The 15,740-nt window shown below is 70.2% G+C and carries 13 protein-coding genes; 3 read left to right on the top strand and 10 right to left on the bottom strand.

The window, feature by feature from the left end:
- Positions 1-5: 5 nt before the first annotated feature.
- From ACQP2O_RS21520 to ACQP2O_RS21510, 3 genes are read right to left on the bottom strand one after another with little or no spacing between them, the layout of a single operon-like run.
- Complete coding sequence (locus tag ACQP2O_RS21520; protein ID WP_433187918.1) at positions 6-1,229, bottom strand: acyltransferase family protein; 1,224 nt, start codon at positions 1,227-1,229, stop codon at positions 6-8.
- The gene (locus tag ACQP2O_RS21515; RefSeq protein ID WP_433187914.1) at positions 1,226-2,620 is read right to left on the bottom strand and encodes an ATP-binding cassette domain-containing protein; all 1,395 of its coding nucleotides are present in this window, start codon (positions 2,618-2,620) and stop codon (positions 1,226-1,228) included. Before ACQP2O_RS21515 ends, ACQP2O_RS21520 begins: the two co-directional genes overlap by 4 nt.
- Positions 2,621-2,622: 2 nt before the next feature.
- Complete coding sequence (locus ACQP2O_RS21510) at positions 2,623-3,549, bottom strand: ABC transporter permease (RefSeq protein ID WP_433187911.1); 927 nt, start codon at positions 3,547-3,549, stop codon at positions 2,623-2,625.
- A gap of 70 nt (positions 3,550-3,619) precedes the next feature.
- On the opposite strand from ACQP2O_RS21510, the gene ACQP2O_RS21505 reads away from it, so the two are divergent.
- Positions 3,620-5,233, top strand: coding sequence for an IS200/IS605 family accessory protein TnpB-related protein (locus ACQP2O_RS21505; RefSeq protein WP_433187909.1), 1,614 nt, complete (start codon positions 3,620-3,622; stop codon positions 5,231-5,233).
- A gap of 11 nt (positions 5,234-5,244) precedes the next feature.
- Here ACQP2O_RS21505 and ACQP2O_RS21500 read toward each other — a convergent pair whose 3' ends face one another.
- Genes ACQP2O_RS21500 through ACQP2O_RS21490 form a run of 3 tightly spaced genes read right to left on the bottom strand, consistent with a single transcriptional unit; the run spans position 5,245 to position 9,180 of the window.
- Complete coding sequence (locus ACQP2O_RS21500) at positions 5,245-7,176, bottom strand: glycosyltransferase (RefSeq protein ID WP_433187906.1); 1,932 nt, start codon at positions 7,174-7,176, stop codon at positions 5,245-5,247.
- On the bottom strand, positions 7,173-8,309 hold the full coding sequence (gene glf, locus ACQP2O_RS21495; protein ID WP_433187903.1) for a UDP-galactopyranose mutase: 1,137 nt from the start codon (positions 8,307-8,309) through the stop codon (positions 7,173-7,175). Before glf ends, ACQP2O_RS21500 begins: the two co-directional genes overlap by 4 nt.
- Complete coding sequence (locus tag ACQP2O_RS21490; protein ID WP_433187900.1) at positions 8,299-9,180, bottom strand: glycosyltransferase; 882 nt, start codon at positions 9,178-9,180, stop codon at positions 8,299-8,301. The genes glf and ACQP2O_RS21490 overlap by 11 nt, the downstream gene beginning before the upstream one ends.
- 178 nt (positions 9,181-9,358) lie before the next feature.
- Here ACQP2O_RS21490 and ACQP2O_RS21485 point away from each other — a divergent pair, with 178 nt between their 5' ends.
- Positions 9,359-10,216 carry a glycosyltransferase gene (locus ACQP2O_RS21485; protein ID WP_433187898.1) on the top strand — a complete coding sequence of 286 codons (858 nt, stop codon included), beginning with the start codon at positions 9,359-9,361 and terminating at the stop codon, positions 10,214-10,216.
- 9 nt (positions 10,217-10,225) lie between these two features.
- Here ACQP2O_RS21485 and ACQP2O_RS21480 read toward each other — a convergent pair whose 3' ends face one another.
- Positions 10,226-11,941 (bottom strand): LCP family protein, encoded by a 1,716-nt coding sequence (locus ACQP2O_RS21480; protein ID WP_433187896.1) that lies wholly within the window; start codon positions 11,939-11,941, stop codon positions 10,226-10,228.
- Between the two features lie 251 nt (positions 11,942-12,192).
- On the opposite strand from ACQP2O_RS21480, the gene fdhA reads away from it, so the two are divergent.
- Positions 12,193-13,410 carry a formaldehyde dehydrogenase, glutathione-independent gene (gene fdhA / locus ACQP2O_RS21475; RefSeq protein ID WP_433187893.1) on the top strand — a complete coding sequence of 406 codons (1,218 nt, stop codon included), beginning with the start codon at positions 12,193-12,195 and terminating at the stop codon, positions 13,408-13,410.
- 21 nt (positions 13,411-13,431) lie between these two features.
- Here fdhA and ACQP2O_RS21470 read toward each other — a convergent pair whose 3' ends face one another.
- The 3 genes from ACQP2O_RS21470 to ACQP2O_RS21460 form a co-directional block, all read right to left on the bottom strand.
- Positions 13,432-14,361, bottom strand: a complete 930-nt coding sequence (locus tag ACQP2O_RS21470; RefSeq protein WP_433187890.1) for a hypothetical protein — start codon at positions 14,359-14,361, stop codon at positions 13,432-13,434.
- Between the two features lie 138 nt (positions 14,362-14,499).
- Positions 14,500-15,438 (bottom strand): aldo/keto reductase, encoded by a 939-nt coding sequence (locus ACQP2O_RS21465; protein WP_433187887.1) that lies wholly within the window; start codon positions 15,436-15,438, stop codon positions 14,500-14,502.
- 37 nt (positions 15,439-15,475) lie between these two features.
- Entirely contained in the window at positions 15,476-15,733 is a 258-nt protein-coding gene (locus tag ACQP2O_RS21460) for a hypothetical protein (RefSeq protein ID WP_433187884.1), read from the bottom strand.
- Between the last annotated feature and the right edge of the window lie 7 nt (positions 15,734-15,740).

Genomic DNA, 15,740 nt, shown 5'->3' with positions numbered 1-15,740 from the left:
GCCGCTCAGGAGGACGTGAGCTCCGCGCCGTCCGCCGGAGGCCGCTCCGCCGGCACCGGCTCTTCGCGACGCGTGCCGTCCGTTTCGGGAAGACCGCCCCGCCGGATCTGCGCCAGCGCCGCCTTCAGCCGACCACGGAGGACGCGCTGCGCGGGCACTTCGACGAGCCGGTGGATCAGGTACGCCGACACGAGCGCGACGGCGATCAGCACGCCGAGCACCGCCCATCGGCTCATGTGCGGGTAGAGCCGCGGGACGAGCGTCCGTGAGACCGTCTGGTGGACCAGGTACAGCGGGTAGGTCAGCATCCCAAGGAGCGTGAGACCGCGCCAGCGCAGCCACGCCAGCCGATGCGTGGCGACGAGCGCCATGATCACGAAGACCAGGGTGACGCCGGCCGGAATGACGTACTCCGAGACCCCCGGAACGATGAAGTCGGGGAAGTTGTACTTGACGTCGTAGTAGCAGCCGAGTGCCCAGCTCGCCGCGATGAGCAGCCACACGATGAGGTTGCCGCCGAACCGGTAGATGAGGAAGAACCCCATTCCGGCGACGAAGAACGGCGCGTACCGCCAGAGGAGCACGACCTTGAGGAAACCGAAGTCGGCCTCCATGGCGAACACGCTGAGCAGGAGCCAGCCGGTCATGAACGCGACGCACCGGCTGTAGGTGATGCCCCGCCAGACGAAGAGCGCGATGAGCGCGTAGAAGTGCAGTTCGACGTAGAGGGTCCAGTAGACGACCTCCATGCGCTGTGATCCGACGCCTTCCTGCAGCATCGTCAGGTTGGGCAGGAACCGCCTGATCGGCCCGTCGGTACCCGGGCCGAAGGGAACGTAGGAGTGGAACGCGAGGTACGCGGCGAGCGAGAGCACGACGCTCACCCAGTAGGCCGGGAACAGCCGCACGACGCGGGACACGGCGAAGTCGCCGACGCGGCGGTCCCAGGCGCTCATCAGGATGACGAACCCGCTGATCAGGAAGAACAGCTCGACCCCGAGGAAGCCCCAGCGCGTCACCTGGCCGAGACCGGGGAAGATCGTACGGGCGTTCCCGCCGGGCCACTCCGGCGCGGGAACGCCCGTGAAATGGTGCAGCATCACGGCGGCCGCGGCCACGAAACGCAGCAGGTCGAGCTCGCGGAGCCGCCCTGCCGGCCGTTTCCGCTCAACGCTCGCGGCGGCCTCGGGTACGGCGCCGTTCGCGGAGCCCTTGTCCATGGGGGTCATTGCTCCGTTATCCGTACGATGACCTGCTCGTTGTCGCGCGTGTATCCCTCGTAGCGGAACCGCAGGCCGGTCTCCGCGACGTACTCCGTCCAGGCGTGGTACTCGTGCTCGCGCCAGCCGGGATAGCCGAAGAACTCGTCGAAGACGATGACGCTGCCGGGCCGCAGGCGGGGGCCGGCGTGGCGCAGGACGGTCCGTGTCGAGGAGTACAGGTCGGCGTCGACGTGGAGGAAGGCGACCGGTTCGGGGTGCTCGTCGAGGAAGCCGGGCAGCGTGTCCTCGAACAGCCCGACGACGAGTTCGGCGCCGAGCACCTCGGGCGGCTCGTCGACGGCGAAGGTGCCCGCCGGGAAGCCCTCCCGCCAGTCCTCGGGGAGCCCCTGGAAGGAGTCGAAGCCGAAGACGTTCTTGCCGTCGCGGGCGGCGGTGATGGTCCGCAGCGTACGGCCGGAGAAGACGCCGAACTCCAGCGCCATGCCCTCCTGGCCCTCGGCGAGTGACAGGGCGTGCTCGAGCGTCGCCTGCGGGTCGGGGAACGCCGGCGCGTCGGGCATGATCTCCTCGATCAGCTCGGCGGTCTCGGCGGCCGCGGCCTTTTCCTGCTTGAGCGTGGCGGCGGCGAGCTTGGCCTCCTCGCGAGCCCGCTGGCGGCGCGCGGCGTCGAGGGGGCCGTCCGGCGGGGCGAGGAAGTCGACGGCGTCGGTGATGTCGCCCTCGAACGCCACCCGGCCCTCCCGCAGCACGACGCCGCGCCCGCTGACCTTCTCCAGGGTGCCCATGTCGTGGGAGACGATTACGAGTGTGCGTCCCTCGTCGTGGAGCTCCTCGATGCGCTCCAGGCACTTCTTCTGGAAAGGCGGGTCGCCGACGGACAGGACCTCGTCGACGAGGAAGACGTCCGGCTCGGTGTGCACGGCGACGGAGAAGCCGAGCCGCATGAACATGCCGGAGGAGTAGAACTTCACCTGGGTGTCGAGGAACTTCTCGATCTCGGAGAACGCGACGATCGCGTCGTACTTCGCCTCGGTCTCCGCCTTGCTCATGCCGAGGATCGCGGCGTTGAGGAAGATGTTCTCCCGGCCGGTCAGGTCGGGGTGCAGACCGGCGCCGACCTCGATCAGGCCCGCGACCCGGCCGCGGACGCCCACCGACCCGCCGTCGGGCTGCATCACGCCGGAGATGAGCTTGAGGAGCGTGCTCTTGCCCGATCCGTTGAGGCCCATGAGGGCGAGCGACTCACCCTGCTCGACGGTCACGGACACCTCGTCGAGCGCCGTGAACCGCTCGGACAGGCTCTGGCGCCGCGCGGCCCGTACGGTCATCTCCTTGATCGAGTGCGCGTGGCGCAGTGTGAAGCGCTTGGTCACGCCGTCGACGACGATCGATTCCATCTCTAGAGCTCCTGGGCGAACCGCCGCTGCAGGCGGAAGAAGACCATCTGCGCCAGCCCCAGCAGCACGACGGCGGCCAGCAGGCTTCCCAGGCCTCGTACGGTCAGGTGGTCGGGGAAGGCGTGCCTGCCGTCGGGGAACGTCGGCGTGCCGTCGGGCAGGTGGGCCTGGCGGGGGTTGGCGGGCCACCAGAACGCCCGCTGGAACAGCAACGTGGCCGTCCCGAGCGGGTTGGCGAGGTAGAGCTGCAGGCCGAGGCCGTTCCCGGTCGACTCCTGCACCGTCGTCCACGGGTAGATCATCGGGACGGTCCACGGGATGACGATGTTGAGGATGTCGACGACCTGGCCGAAGTCGCGGAAGAACACGTTGATCCCGGCGAACAGCAGACCGAACGCCAGGCCGAGCACGGCCACGATCGCGAAGCCGAGCGCCATCGACCCGAACCCGAGCGCGGACGGCGTCCAGCCGCCGAGCAGCGCGCCGCCCCACAGGATGGCCAGGCCGGGCAGCATGTGCACCATCGACACGAGCGCCGACGAGGCGGGGAACATCTCGCGCGGCAGATAGATCTTCTGGACGAGCGGCGCGTTCCCGATGACGGACCAGGTGCTGGTGATCAGCGTCTCGGTGAAAAAGCTGATCACCACCATCCCGGAGAACAGGAACACCGGGTAACCGGGGATCGCCTTGCTCATCTTCAGGAAGATGCCGACGACGAAGAAGTAGACCGCGAAGTTGACGGCGGGGCGGACGTACGACCAGCCCAGTCCGAGCAGGGATCCCTGGTAGCGGCTCCGCAGCTCCCGGCGGACCAGGAGACGGAGCAGGTATCGCCGCCGGGCGACCTCGAGCAGACCGCCACCGCGTCCCGGGGCGGTCAGCGGGGGTGCTGAACTGCTGGAATGTGAGTATGCGGGAGTGTGCATCATGTGTCTTTGAGTGACGCTATGGTTACGATGTGAATTTGACGGAGCAGGCGGAGCGCAAAGGGGTCACATGGCTGAGCTGCGTTCCATCGATGCACCGTTCGTTGCGCTGGGGCCGTCTGGGGTCTCGATCCGCGACCGGCTCAAAGGCCTGACGCCGGCCGATGTGAAGGTGCTGCGGCTGGTGGGTGACCACCTGGGTTCGCTCGCCTCCAGCGACCTGAAGGCACGATGTGCGGCGGGGCTGGATCACGACACCGGGCAGTGGGCGGACCGCAAACGGGCCCTGACCGCCGAGTCGTCCTCGCGGTGGGCCGGTGCGATCACTAAGGCCACCCACGACCAGTGGGCGCTGGCACGCCGTGCCCAACTCGCCCACATCCGCAGCCTCGAAGCCGGGATCGCCACGATCACCCACCGGCTGTCCTTGCCGGTCGGGGAGAAGGGCACGAAGAAAGCACCGGGCGGGTACCGCGACGCGGAGGAGTGGTTCGCCAAGACCCGGCGGCTGCGCCTGCTCCAGGACCGGCTCGAACACCAGCGGGCCGACCACCAGGCCGGGCGCGTTCGCGTGGTGCGCGGCGGCAAGCGACTGCTGCGCACTCGACACAACCTGGAAGCCGCCGACCTCACCAAGGCCGATTGGCGTGAACGCTGGCGGGCCGAGCGCCGATTCCTGGCCGCTGATGGCGAATCCGGCAAGCGGTACGGGAACGAGACCATCCGCATCAGCCCCGAGGGTGAGGTCTCCATCAAGCTGCCGACGCCGTTGGCGCACCTGGCCAACACCGCACACGGCCGCTACATCCTCACCTCGAAGGTGTCGTTCCCACACCGCGGCGACCAATGGCGCGACCGCATCAGTGGCAACCGGGCCGTGGCCTACCGTATCTGCGAAGACATCCAGCGCGGGCGCTGGTACGTGACAGCGTCCTGGACGATCCCGCCGGTCAAGGCCGTCCCCTTGGAGGCGGTCCGGGCAGGTGGTGTGATCGGGGTTGACACCAACGCCGACCACCTGGCCGCCTGGTGCCTCGACACCCACGGCAATCCCATCAGCGAACCCCGCCGATTCGACTACGACCTGACCGGCACCACCACCCACCGCGACGCCCAAGTCCGCCACGCCCTCACCCGCCTCCTGCACTGGGCCGCACGGCACAACCTGGCCATCGCGATCGAAGACCTGGACTTCCAGGCGGAGACGACCCGCGAAAAACACGGGCGCCGCAAGCGGTTCCGTAACCTGATCTCCGGCATGCCCGTCGCCAAACTGCGAAATCGGCTGGTGGCGATGGCCGCCGAACTCGACATCACCATCGTCGCCGTCGACCCTGCCTACACCAGCAAGTGGGGGGCCCAGCACTGGCAAAAACCCCTCACTAGCAAAAACAGAAAGGCCACCCGCCATGAGGCGGCGGCGGTGGCGATCGGACGACGCGCCCTGGGACACCCGATCCGGCGACGGACGGCACCGCCCCCTGCTCACCAGAGCGATGAGCAGGGGCATCGGACCGTCCAGGCCCGACCGGACGCCCCAGGGCGTGAGGAACCCCGCCCCCGCACCCTGGGACCACGACCACGAGCCGTGCCGCCCGGCTGCGGAGCGAACGCGGGGGACCAGGACGCTCAACATCGTTCGGAGCGTCCGGCTGAGCACACCGAACTCATGCTCAGTCTGTAGGAACGGTGCCGTCATCGCTCCCCCTCGGCCGCCTCGAACGTCTCGCGCCAGCGCTCGGGCGAGACGAGCTCGGGGATGGCCGCGCGGTAGCGGCGGCTCAGCTCCGGCCACTCGTACGCGAGACGTGCGTGCAGCGCCGTGGCGCGCTGGAGCAGCGCGCGGAACCGCGCCGGGTCCCGCTGGTACCAGGCGGCCTTGGTGCCGTCGGCCGAGGTCACCAGTGCGCTGTCGAATCGCGACAGCAGCCACCAGGTCTGGTCGACGTGCGGCACGGTGACCTCGGGATGCCTCTGGGGGAAGGAGTCGACCGGCCGGACGTGCCGGAGCACGCCGCTGAGGGCGGTCTTGACCATCGCCTTCCGCCCTTCCGGAGCGACCGGCTCGCGTCCGCGCTTGGGCGGCCTGCGCCGCTTGACGGTCGGGAACTCGTCGATGTCCGGCTTGGCCAGCGCGTCGGGGAACTCGGCGCGCAGGGCCCGGAGCTCGGCCAGCTTCGTCGTCATCGACTCGTGCAGGTGCTCGGGGCCGAGCAGCACGTCCTCAAGCGCGCGGAGCATCAGCTCGACGGTGGAGTACTGCATCGCCAGCGCGTGCTTGGTCGTGATGAACAGGCTCTCCTTGAGCATGTTGCCGCCGCGCTTGTAGGGCGAGTACATGAGCGCGGTGATGACGCGGTTCCGCTCGGTGAAGTAGGCCTGCCAGTCGAGCGTGTCGTCCTTGGAATGCCACGGCACGTGCCAGACCGCCGCCCCCGGGAGCGACACCGTGGGGAACCCCGCCTTCTGGGCGCGGATGCCGTATTCGATGTCGTCCCACTTGATGAAGAACGGCAGCGACAGCCCGACCTTGCGGACGACGTCGACGGGGATGAGGCACATCCACCAGGCGTTGTAGTCGACGTCGACCCTCCGGTGCAGCCACGGCGTGCGGCGCAGCGGGTGCTCGGCCAGGTCGTGTCCCAGGAAGGTGTGCGCGGCGGGGGTCATCCACCAGCGGTACCGGGCGATCGTCTCCCCGAAGACGTGCAGCACCGACCGGTGGAAGATGTCCAGCATGTGGCCGCCGACGATGGTCGGGGTCCGGGCGAGGTCGGCGAAGGTCACCGCGCGCAGGATGCCCTCGGGTTCGACGGTCACGTCGTCGTCGAGGAGCAGCACGTAGTCGCTGCGCCCGGCGTCGAGGGTCTCGCTCATCGCCCGGGAGAACCCACCGGAGCCGCCGATGTTGCCCTGGTCGATGAGGCGGAGCCGGTCGCCCAGCGCCTTCGCGGCGGCCGGGAAGTCCGGGTGGTCCTCGACCCGGTTCGTGCCCTGGTCCACGACGTAGATCTCGTCCACGACCTCGAGCACGTCGCTCGCCTCGCCCATCGCGGTGAGTTGCTCGACGCAGAAGTTCGGCCGGTTGAACGTCGTGATGCCGATGCTGGCGCTGCCTTGCGGCCGGTCGACGTCGGCGCACCAGTCCGCGCCGTCCAGCACGGCGTCGCGATCGCCGCCGACGACGTCGAACCAGTACCAGCCGCCGTCGATGAACGGCTCCAGCGGCAGGTCGACCTCGCGGACGACGGTGGTGCGGGTGTCCACGTCGAGCTGGGTGACGCGCTGGGTGAGGCCCTTGCCGGTGGATCGGTGGACGCTGACGATGGCGTCGCCGCGCAGCCGCAGCCGCAGCGTGATGCGGTCGACGACGCTCCAGCGCCGCCAGTAGCTCGCCGGGAAGGCGTTGAAATAGGTGCAGAAGGACACGCGCCGGCCGGCGGGCACGACCACGCCGCGCCGCCCGGTGATCCTGACCTCGGTCCCGGTCCGCGTCGTGGACCGTCGTGTGGCGGGGCCGTCCGCCTCGGTCCTGCCCCGGCCCCACACGACCGGTGCGTCGACGTACAGCCCGACCACGTCCGGATCGCGTTGGACGGGCAGCACGACGCGCTGCAGCACCCTCATTCCGTGCCTCCGGTGAAGTGCGGCCGAAGCCGGTTGTCGTACATGGTCAGCGCGGAGGCGATGGCCATGTGCATGTCCAGGTACTTGTACGTGCCGAGGCGGCCGCCGAACAGCACGCCCTTCTCCGCGCGGGCCAGTTCGCGGTACCGGTTCAGCCGCGCGCGGTCGGCGGGCGTGTCGATCGGGTAGTACGGCTCGTCGCCGGGTCCGGCGAAGCGAGAGTACTCACGCATGATCACGGTTTTGTCACCCGGGTAGTCCCGTTCGGGGTGGAAATGCCGGAATTCGTGGATGCGCGTGTACGGGACGTCCTCGTCGGCGTAGTTCATCACCGGGGTGCCCTGGAAGTCGCCGGTCGGCAGGACCTCCCGCTCGAAGTCGAGGGTGCGCCAGCCGAGTTCGCCCTCGCGGTGGCCGAAGTAGCGGTCGAGGGGGCCGGTGTAGACGACCGGGACGTTGCCGGCGGCGTCGAGGTCGAAGAAGTCCGTGCCGAGCCGGACCTCGATCCTCGGGTGGTCGGCCATGCGCTCCAGCCAGGCCGTGTAGCCGTCTATGGGCAGGCCCTCGTACCGGTCGGCGAAGTAGCGGTTGTCGAAGGTGTAGCGGACCGGCAGCCGGGTGATGATCTCCGCGGGCAGTTCGCGGGGGTCGGTCTGCCACTGCTTGGCGGTGTAGCCCCGGATGAACGCCTCGTACAGCGGCCGCCCGATGAGGGAGATCGCCTTCTCCTCGAGGTTCGCCGGGTCGGTGATCTCGGCGGCCTGCCCGGCGACCAGGGCGCGGGCCTCGTCCGGGGACATGGCCCGGCCGAAGTACTCGCAGATCGTGCCCAGGTTGATCGGCATCGGGTAGACGCGGCCCTTGAAGATCGTGAAGACCCGGTGCCGGTAGTCGGTGAAGGCGGTGAACCGGTTGACGTACTCCCAGACACGCTCGTTGGAGGTGTGGAAGAGGTGCGCGCCGTACCGGTGGACCTCGATGCCGGTGGCCGGCTCAGTCTCACTGTAGGCGTTCCCGCCGATGTGGTCGCGGCGCTCGACGATCAGGACCCGCAGGCCGAGGTCGCGGGCGCAGCGCTCGGCGACGGTCAGCCCGAACAGCCCGGCGCCCGCGACGACCAGGTCAGCGTTCACTCGTCTCCTCCACGGGCGACGTCCGCTCCCCCGCGGACGGCCGCTGTTCGCCGCGCGGGGCGACGAAGCGCCGATACAGGGGCCGGCGGATCCAGGCGGGCGTCAGGCGGTACCCGCCGCGGACGCTCACGTTGCGCAGGTACTGCGCGGGGGTGGTGAAGCCGCTGCGCAGCAGTTCGCGCTGCAGGCGCAGTTCCGCGCGCAGCAGCACCAGGCCGCCGCGGCGTTCATAGGCGCCCTCGCCGACGCGGTAGTACACGAGCGGCTCGGGAAGGTTGACGACCGTGGCCCCGCTGGCGATCATGCGGGCGAACAGCCAGTAGTCCTCCATGAGCGGCATGTCGCCGTAGCCGCCCGCGGCCAGGACGGCGGTGCGCCGGTAGACGATCGTCGGGTGGTTGAACGGGTCGTGCAGCCGCGCGTACCGGGCGATGTGGTCCGGGTCGGAGACCGGCGTCCGGCTCCCCACGATGTCGTCCCGGGCCGTCCCGAACTCCAGCATTCCCGCGCCGACCAGGTCGGCACCCCGCTCGATCACCGGCAGCTGGACCGCGAACCGGTTCGGCATCGCGATGTCGTCGGCGTCCATGCGGGCGACGACGTCGTACCGGCTGGCCGCCAGCCCCGCGTCGAGGGCCAGGCCCAGGCCGCCGTTGTGCTCCAGCGGCAGGAACGTCACGGGGACCGGGCTCTCCTTCGTGAGTTCGGCCAGGCGGTCGGCGAGCTCGGCCGAGACCGGCCCGTCCTGGACGAGGATCACCTGGTCGGGGCGGCGCGTCTGGCCGTCGACGGCGCTGCGGAACGCCTCTCGCACGTGGTCCGCCCGGTCCCCGCCGTAGACGGTGAGGAGCAACGCGAAGGGTTCGGCCATGCGTCCGTCCTGTTCGCCACCCCCGTGGCTTCGCCCCACCACCCCCCGGTACGGAGGGGATGAGGCCGGCGGGGCGGAATGCATCTTATGCTGCCTTTGCGAACTTCATCCGCGCGTCTTACTCCCACTAACTCGGCGATACGTGAGGTGTCAGCTGAAAGACGCCCAAATCGCCGCCGTGGTTGTCACATACGACCGGCGGGATCTGCTGACCGAGGCGCTGACCGCCCTCGACGGCCAGACCAGGCCGCCGGACACGGTCGTGGTCGTCGACAACGCCTCCACCGACGGCACCGCGCGGCTGGTCCGCGAGCGCTTCCCCGCCGTCCGCCTGCTGGAGCTCTCCCGCAACACCGGCGGCGCCGGCGGATTCGCCGCGGGCATCGCCCGCGCCCTGGAACTCGGCGCGGACGCGCTCTGGCTGCTGGACGACGACACCGTGCCCGAGCCCGGCGCGCTGGCCGCCCTGCTGGCGGCGCGCGACCGCGGACGGGACGGCGCCGGGCGGCCGCCGGCGCTGGTCGCGAGCCGCGTCGTGTGGACCGACGGCCGCGACCACCCGATGAACACCCCCCGGTCCAGGCCGTCGGCCGTCCCCGGGTGCGCCCGCATCCGGTCCGCGTCGTTCGTGTCGGTGCTGGTCGACGCCGACGCCGTACGGGAGCGGGGGCTGCCCATCGCCGATTACTTCCTGTGGAACGACGACTTCGAGTTCACGCTGCGGCTGCTGCGCGGGCGCACCGGCCTGCTGTGCGCGGACAGCGTCGCCGTGCACAAGACGGCCTCCCCCGACTTCGACCCGGGCCGGCGGTTCTTCTACGAGGTCCGCAACAAGGTGTGGCTGTTCACCCGCAGCCGCTGCCTCGGCCCCGGTGAACGCCTGCTCTACGCCGGCGCGACGGCGCGCCGCTGGGCCCGTACGCTCGCGGGCTCGGCGGACCGGGCGGACCTGGCCCGCTCGCTGGGCCGGGGACTGTGGGCGGGCGTCCGCTCCGGTCCCCGGCCCAATGAGGCCGTGCTCACGGACAGGGCTTGATCGCGCTGCTCACTTGCAGGGGTTCTGGGCCGCGTTGATCTCGCCGTTGACCTTGGGGATGTCCGGGTTCTTCACCTGGACGCCCTCCGGGCCGACCGCCAGGGAGACGGTGCCCGGCGCGACGGTGTTGTCGGCGGCGATGACGACGCCCGGGACGGCGACCGCGAGAGCGTCGGCGAAGCGCTCCGCCCCAGGCCCGTACAGGATCCTGGTCTGCGGCTGGGCCGGGCCCTTCGCCGCCGTCACCTGGAACCCCTGGGCCTTCAGGTCCTTCACGGCCTTCTTCGGCGCGTTGACCGCGGTGACCTTGACCTCCTGCGGCTTCGGCGCCGCCGGCTTGGACGGCTCCGGCTTCGGCGCGGGCAGGCCGTCGTCCTTGCGGATCGCCTCGAACAGCGGACCGGCCTGGGCCATGTCCCACTGCACGCGGTTGGGGTCCTTGGGGTAGGTCTGCGTCGGCACGGTGACGAACCGCACGGTGCCCGCGCTGATGCCCCTGAGGCTCGTGGCGAGCTTCCTCATCGCGGACACGCTGAACTCGTCGTCGGTGGCGATCGACTTGGTGGCGGCGTTCAGGAACTTGTACGCCCGGGTCGGGTCGGTCAGCATGTCCTGGCTCGTGGCCTTCTTGACCACCGAGGCCATGAACTTCTGCTGCCGCTGGATCCGCTCGAGGTCGGAGCCGTCGCCGAGCCCGTAGCGCGTGCGGACGTATCCCAGCGCGTCATTGCCCTTGACGACCTGGCGGCCGGCCTTGAGGGAGAGGTTCGCGCGTGGGTCGTTGACCGCCTGCGGCACGCAGATCTCCACCCCGCCGAGCGCGTCGACGACCCGTTTGAACCCGGCGAAGTCGATCTTCACGTAGTGGTCGATGTGGATGTCGGTGTCCGACTCGATCATCTTCCAGGTGCAGGTCGCCCCGGCGTAGGCGAAGGCGGCGTTGAGCATCCCGAAGAACGCGGGGACCGTCCCGCCGCGCTTCTTCTTGCAGTCGGGGACGTGGACCATCGAGTCGCGGGGGAAGCTGACCGCCACCGCGCGGTCCCGGTTCGGCGACAGGTGCAGGAGGATCGTCGTGTCCGAGCGCTCCCCGCTGATGTCGGGCGACCAGTACTCATGGTTCTCCCCGTCCCGGGAGTCCGAGCCGAGCAGCAGGATGTTCATCGACTTGTTCAGCTTCGGCGGGCGGTTGGTGCCCAGTTGCTGCTGGTCGACGTGCTCCTTGTGGATGTTGCCCTGCAGCTGCTCGTACAGCCCGAAGGCCGTGCCGCCGGCCAGGACGAGCGCCACCGCGACGCCGGCGGCGACCCAGCGCACGACGCGCCGCCCGCGACGGCGCCCGGACCCGGGCGCGGGCACGGGTACGGGTACGGGTACGGGTACGCCCTCACCACCGGAGTCACCGGCCCCGTCCGGGCTGCCGGTCGCGTCCGGCCTGCCAGTCGCGTCGGACTCGTCGGCTCCGTCGGGAGTATTCGCCCCGCCCGGGCTGCCGGTCACGTCTGGGCGGCCAGTCGCGTCCGCGCGGCCGGTCGCGTCGGGCTCGCCGGCTCCGTCGGGAGTATTCGCCCCGTCCGAGCCTTCGGCCTTCTCGGCGCTCTTCGCCTCGTCGCCCGGCTCTTCGCTCTCGCCCGCGGCCGGCGTGTCGTCCGCCGGACCGTCGGAGTCCGGCGCCTTCGGGGACGCGTTCTCCGGCGTCACGTCGTCAGCGTCGTTGTCGGCCATTCCACCTCATCGATCGGTCGCGCGGGCGTGCCGCGCGGGTCTCTGTCCCCTTAGACGCACGCCGAAGTGCATCGGATGACAATCACGGCATTTGACGCTGAAAGTCAAGAATCAACCCAGGTCACGGCTCTACCTGGACGTTTACCGCGAATCGCCACAGGCGTAGACTTTGATCACAAGGCGCCGCAGGGGGGCGGTGTCTTGCCGCCGCCCCGGCGCCAAGCGCGGACATCCGCTTGGGGGGATCAGTCGTGGCGGATACCAATCGAGGCGTCGTCTACGTCGAACCCGGCAGGGTATCGGTCGAGGACCTGCCGTATCCGATGCTCGTCCTGGAAGAACAGAACAACCGGAGGCTCCAGCACGGAGCCATCCTCAAGGTGCTGGCCACCAACATCTGCGGCTCCGACCAGCACATGGTGCGCGGACGCACCACCGCTCCCGCCGGGCTCACCCTCGGCCACGAGATCACCGGCGAGGTGATCGAGACCGGTGAGGACGTCGAGTTCATCAAGGTGGGCGACATCGTCAGCGTCCCGTTCAACATCGCCTGCGGCCGCTGCCGCAACTGCAAGGAGGGTCATACCGGCGTCTGTGAGAACGTCAACCCCGCCCGGGCCGGCGCGGCGTACGGCTACGTCGACATGGGCGGCTGGCACGGCGGCCAGGCCAGGTACGTCGTCGTCCCGTACGCCGACTGGAACCTGCTGAAGATCCCGGCGGACCGGGACACCGTGATGGCCAAGCTGCTCGACCTGGCCATGCTGTCGGACATCTTCCCCACCGGCTACCACGGCGCGTACACCGCGGGCGTCACCACCGGATCGACGGTGTACGTCGCGGGCGCCGGCCCCGTGGGACTGGCCTGCGCCACGTCGTGCTTCCTCCTGGGCGCCGCCGTCGTGATCGTCGGTGACATGAACAAGGACCGGCTCGCGCAGGCGAGCAGCTTCGGCTGCGAGATCGTCGACCTGTCGGCCCACGGCAACGTCGCCGAGGAGATCGAGCACGTCCTCGGCCGGCCCGAGGTCGACGCCGCGGTCGACTGCGTGGGCTTCGAGGCGCGGGGCCACGGACCGGAGGGCTCGACCAGCGAACAGCCCGCCACGGTCCTGAACTCCCTGATGGACGCCACCCGTGCCGCCGGCCGGATCGGCATCCCGGGCCTGTACGTCACCGGCGACCCGGGGGCCGCCGACGAGAAGGCCAAGGAGGGCACGCTCGGCATCCGCATCGGTCTCGGCTGGGCCAAGTCGCACGTCCTCACGACCGGGCAGTGCCCGGTCATGCGCTACAACCGGCAGCTGATGATGGCGATCCTGCACGACCGCGTCCAGATCGCGCGCAACGTCAACGCCACCGTCATCCCGCTGGACCAGGCGCCGCACGGCTACGAGGAGTTCGACCGGGGCGCCGCCCACAAGTACGTCCTCGACCCGCACGGCGAGCTGGCGGGAGCGCGATTCTAGGGCGTGTCCGCCGGACGCGACCTACGCGCGCTCGCGCGCGGGTGAGGCCAGCGCGGCGCCGGAACGCTCCTCCACGGCCTCGTGCCGGGGGAACAGCACCAGCGCCGCGCCGGCCAGGACGAACGCGCCGATCCGCAGCGCGAGCAGCAGCCGGTCGGACGGCCACGGCTCCTTGTAAAGGACCGTGCCAAGGATCACCAGCTGGGTTTTGGCGGTCACGGTGAGCACGGACACGACGATCGACATGCGGCAGCGCTGCAGGCCGATCTGCAGCTGGGCCAGGCCGAGCGCCGCCATCCCGACCGCGACGTACGGGTACGGCGTGCCGTAGAGCGCGGCCGCGAGCCCGTGCGCGTTGTAGATGGCGGCCACGCCCTTGAGCGCGAGTTCGGAGACGCCGAGGCTGACGCCGCACCCGATGCCGTACGCGATGCCGGCCAGGGGCCGGGCGTGCCGGCCGAACGTGCGGATGTCACCGCCGACCAGCACCGCCACGCCCACCAGGATGCCCGGGATCACGATGGCGAACAGGACCACCGGTCCCGCGACCGAGCTGGTCATCACCTCGCGGCTGCCGTTGGACCCGCCGACCATCACGGTCGCCAGGCCGAACAGGCCGACGCACGCCCACTCTCGGCCGGAGAGCCGCTCGCCGAAGAAGACGCCGGCGTAGAAGAGAACGAAGATGAGGCTGGCGGCGAAGATCGGCTGGGCGAGGCTCAGCGGGAGCATCGTCAGCGCCTTGACCTGGGTGGTCACGCCGGCCAGCACGATCACCAGGCCGGACAGCCACAGCCAGTTGGTGTAGGTGTACCGGATCAGGCTGAACGGCCGGGTGCCGCGGAGCTCGGGCATGCGGTTCGCGGAGACCCGGAAGACGATGAAGCCCAGGTAGTAGATGAGGGTCGCCATCAGCGCCAGGATCGCGCCTCTGATGTCGGATCCGCCCATGCACCGAGCCTTTCGTCCCGTCGTCCCGCTACGTGATCATCGCTCCAAGTGCCACGACTGTCGCGGATAGCGATCATCGAGTCAAGTCATGTTCGCCGATATACGGGGATTTCGCGCAGTGTTTCGATGATTACCGGATTAGTTCCACGGGAGGGTGGCGCGGCGGTCCCAGTACTCCCCCGGCGGCGTCGCCAGCGCACCCAGCTCGGCCAGCTCCTCCTCGCCCAGCACGACGGTCGTGGCCGCGAGATTGGACGTCAGCTGACGTACGCTCGCCGCGCCGCTCAGCACCGTGTCCGCCCAGGGCTGCGCGAGCACGGCCGCCAGCGCCACCGCGTCCGGGCCCACGCCGTGCCGCTCCGCCACCTTCCGCACCGCCGGAGGCGGGTCCACCGCCAGCCGGCCGTTGGCCAGACCCTCCTTCACCAGGACCCGAGCGCCCCGCGCGTGGGCCTCGGCGAGCGCGCCGCCCGCCGAGGGCTCCAGGACGTTCCACGTCGACTGCACCACCGTGAACAACGGCCGCCCGTCCACCTCCACGTCGAGCGCGCGCCGTACCGTCTCGGCCTGGGCCGGCCCGGACGTGGAGAAGCCGACGCGAACGCCCTCGGCGGCCAGGCCGGCGAGGGCCCGCAACAGCCCGGCGTCGGCGAACAGCGGACCGTCCGCCATCAGGGAGTGGACCTGATAGACCGCCAGCCGGTCGCCGAGCAGCCTCCGCGTCTGCGCCAGCTGATCCCGGAACCTCGGCAGGGAGTGCTCCTTGACCTCGTGCACGTCCGCGTCCATGCGCCAGTCACCGACGTAGGCGTACCCCCACTTGCTGGAGACGGTGACGTCGCGGTGCCCGCGCTCGTCCAGCCAGCCGGCCAGGAACTCCTCGGCGAGCCCGTACGACCGGGCGGCGTCGACCCGGCGGACCCCCGCCGCGTACGCCGCGTCGAGCACCCGCCAGGCGGCCTCCCGCATCGCCTCGACGGTCCGGTCGGCGGGCAGCGCCCCGTCGCGACCGAGGTTGATGTACGCCGGCCGCCCGAGAGCGGCCAGGCCCAGTCCCATCCTCGCGATGACAGTCATCTCCCCACCGTGTCACGGAGAGCCCGCGGCATGGTCCTCAGGCGACCAGCAGCGCCTCGTCCCAGCCGACGGCGGACCGGTCCTCGGCGTAGGCGTCGCGCGACGCCCCGGAGCGTCTCTTCGGCTGGTGGGGGTGGTTATTCGAAAACTCGATCGAGGTCGGCGCGTCAGAGCGTCGAGGGCCTACCGGCAGAGCCACCACGAGGTCCCGCCAGTCGATGTGCCCAGGATCCGACCGATCCGCGAACACCCCGATGGGCATCTCGAACGACAGCAGTCTCGGTACCCGCACCACGTTCAGC

It is taken from the genome of Actinoallomurus sp. CA-150999, from assembly GCF_050942425.1.
In the GTDB taxonomy this organism is placed as follows: domain Bacteria; phylum Actinomycetota; class Actinomycetes; order Streptosporangiales; family Streptosporangiaceae; genus Actinoallomurus.
The sequence above is the reverse complement of the archived record's forward strand: the minus strand, read 5'-3'. Positions and strand labels throughout refer to the sequence as shown.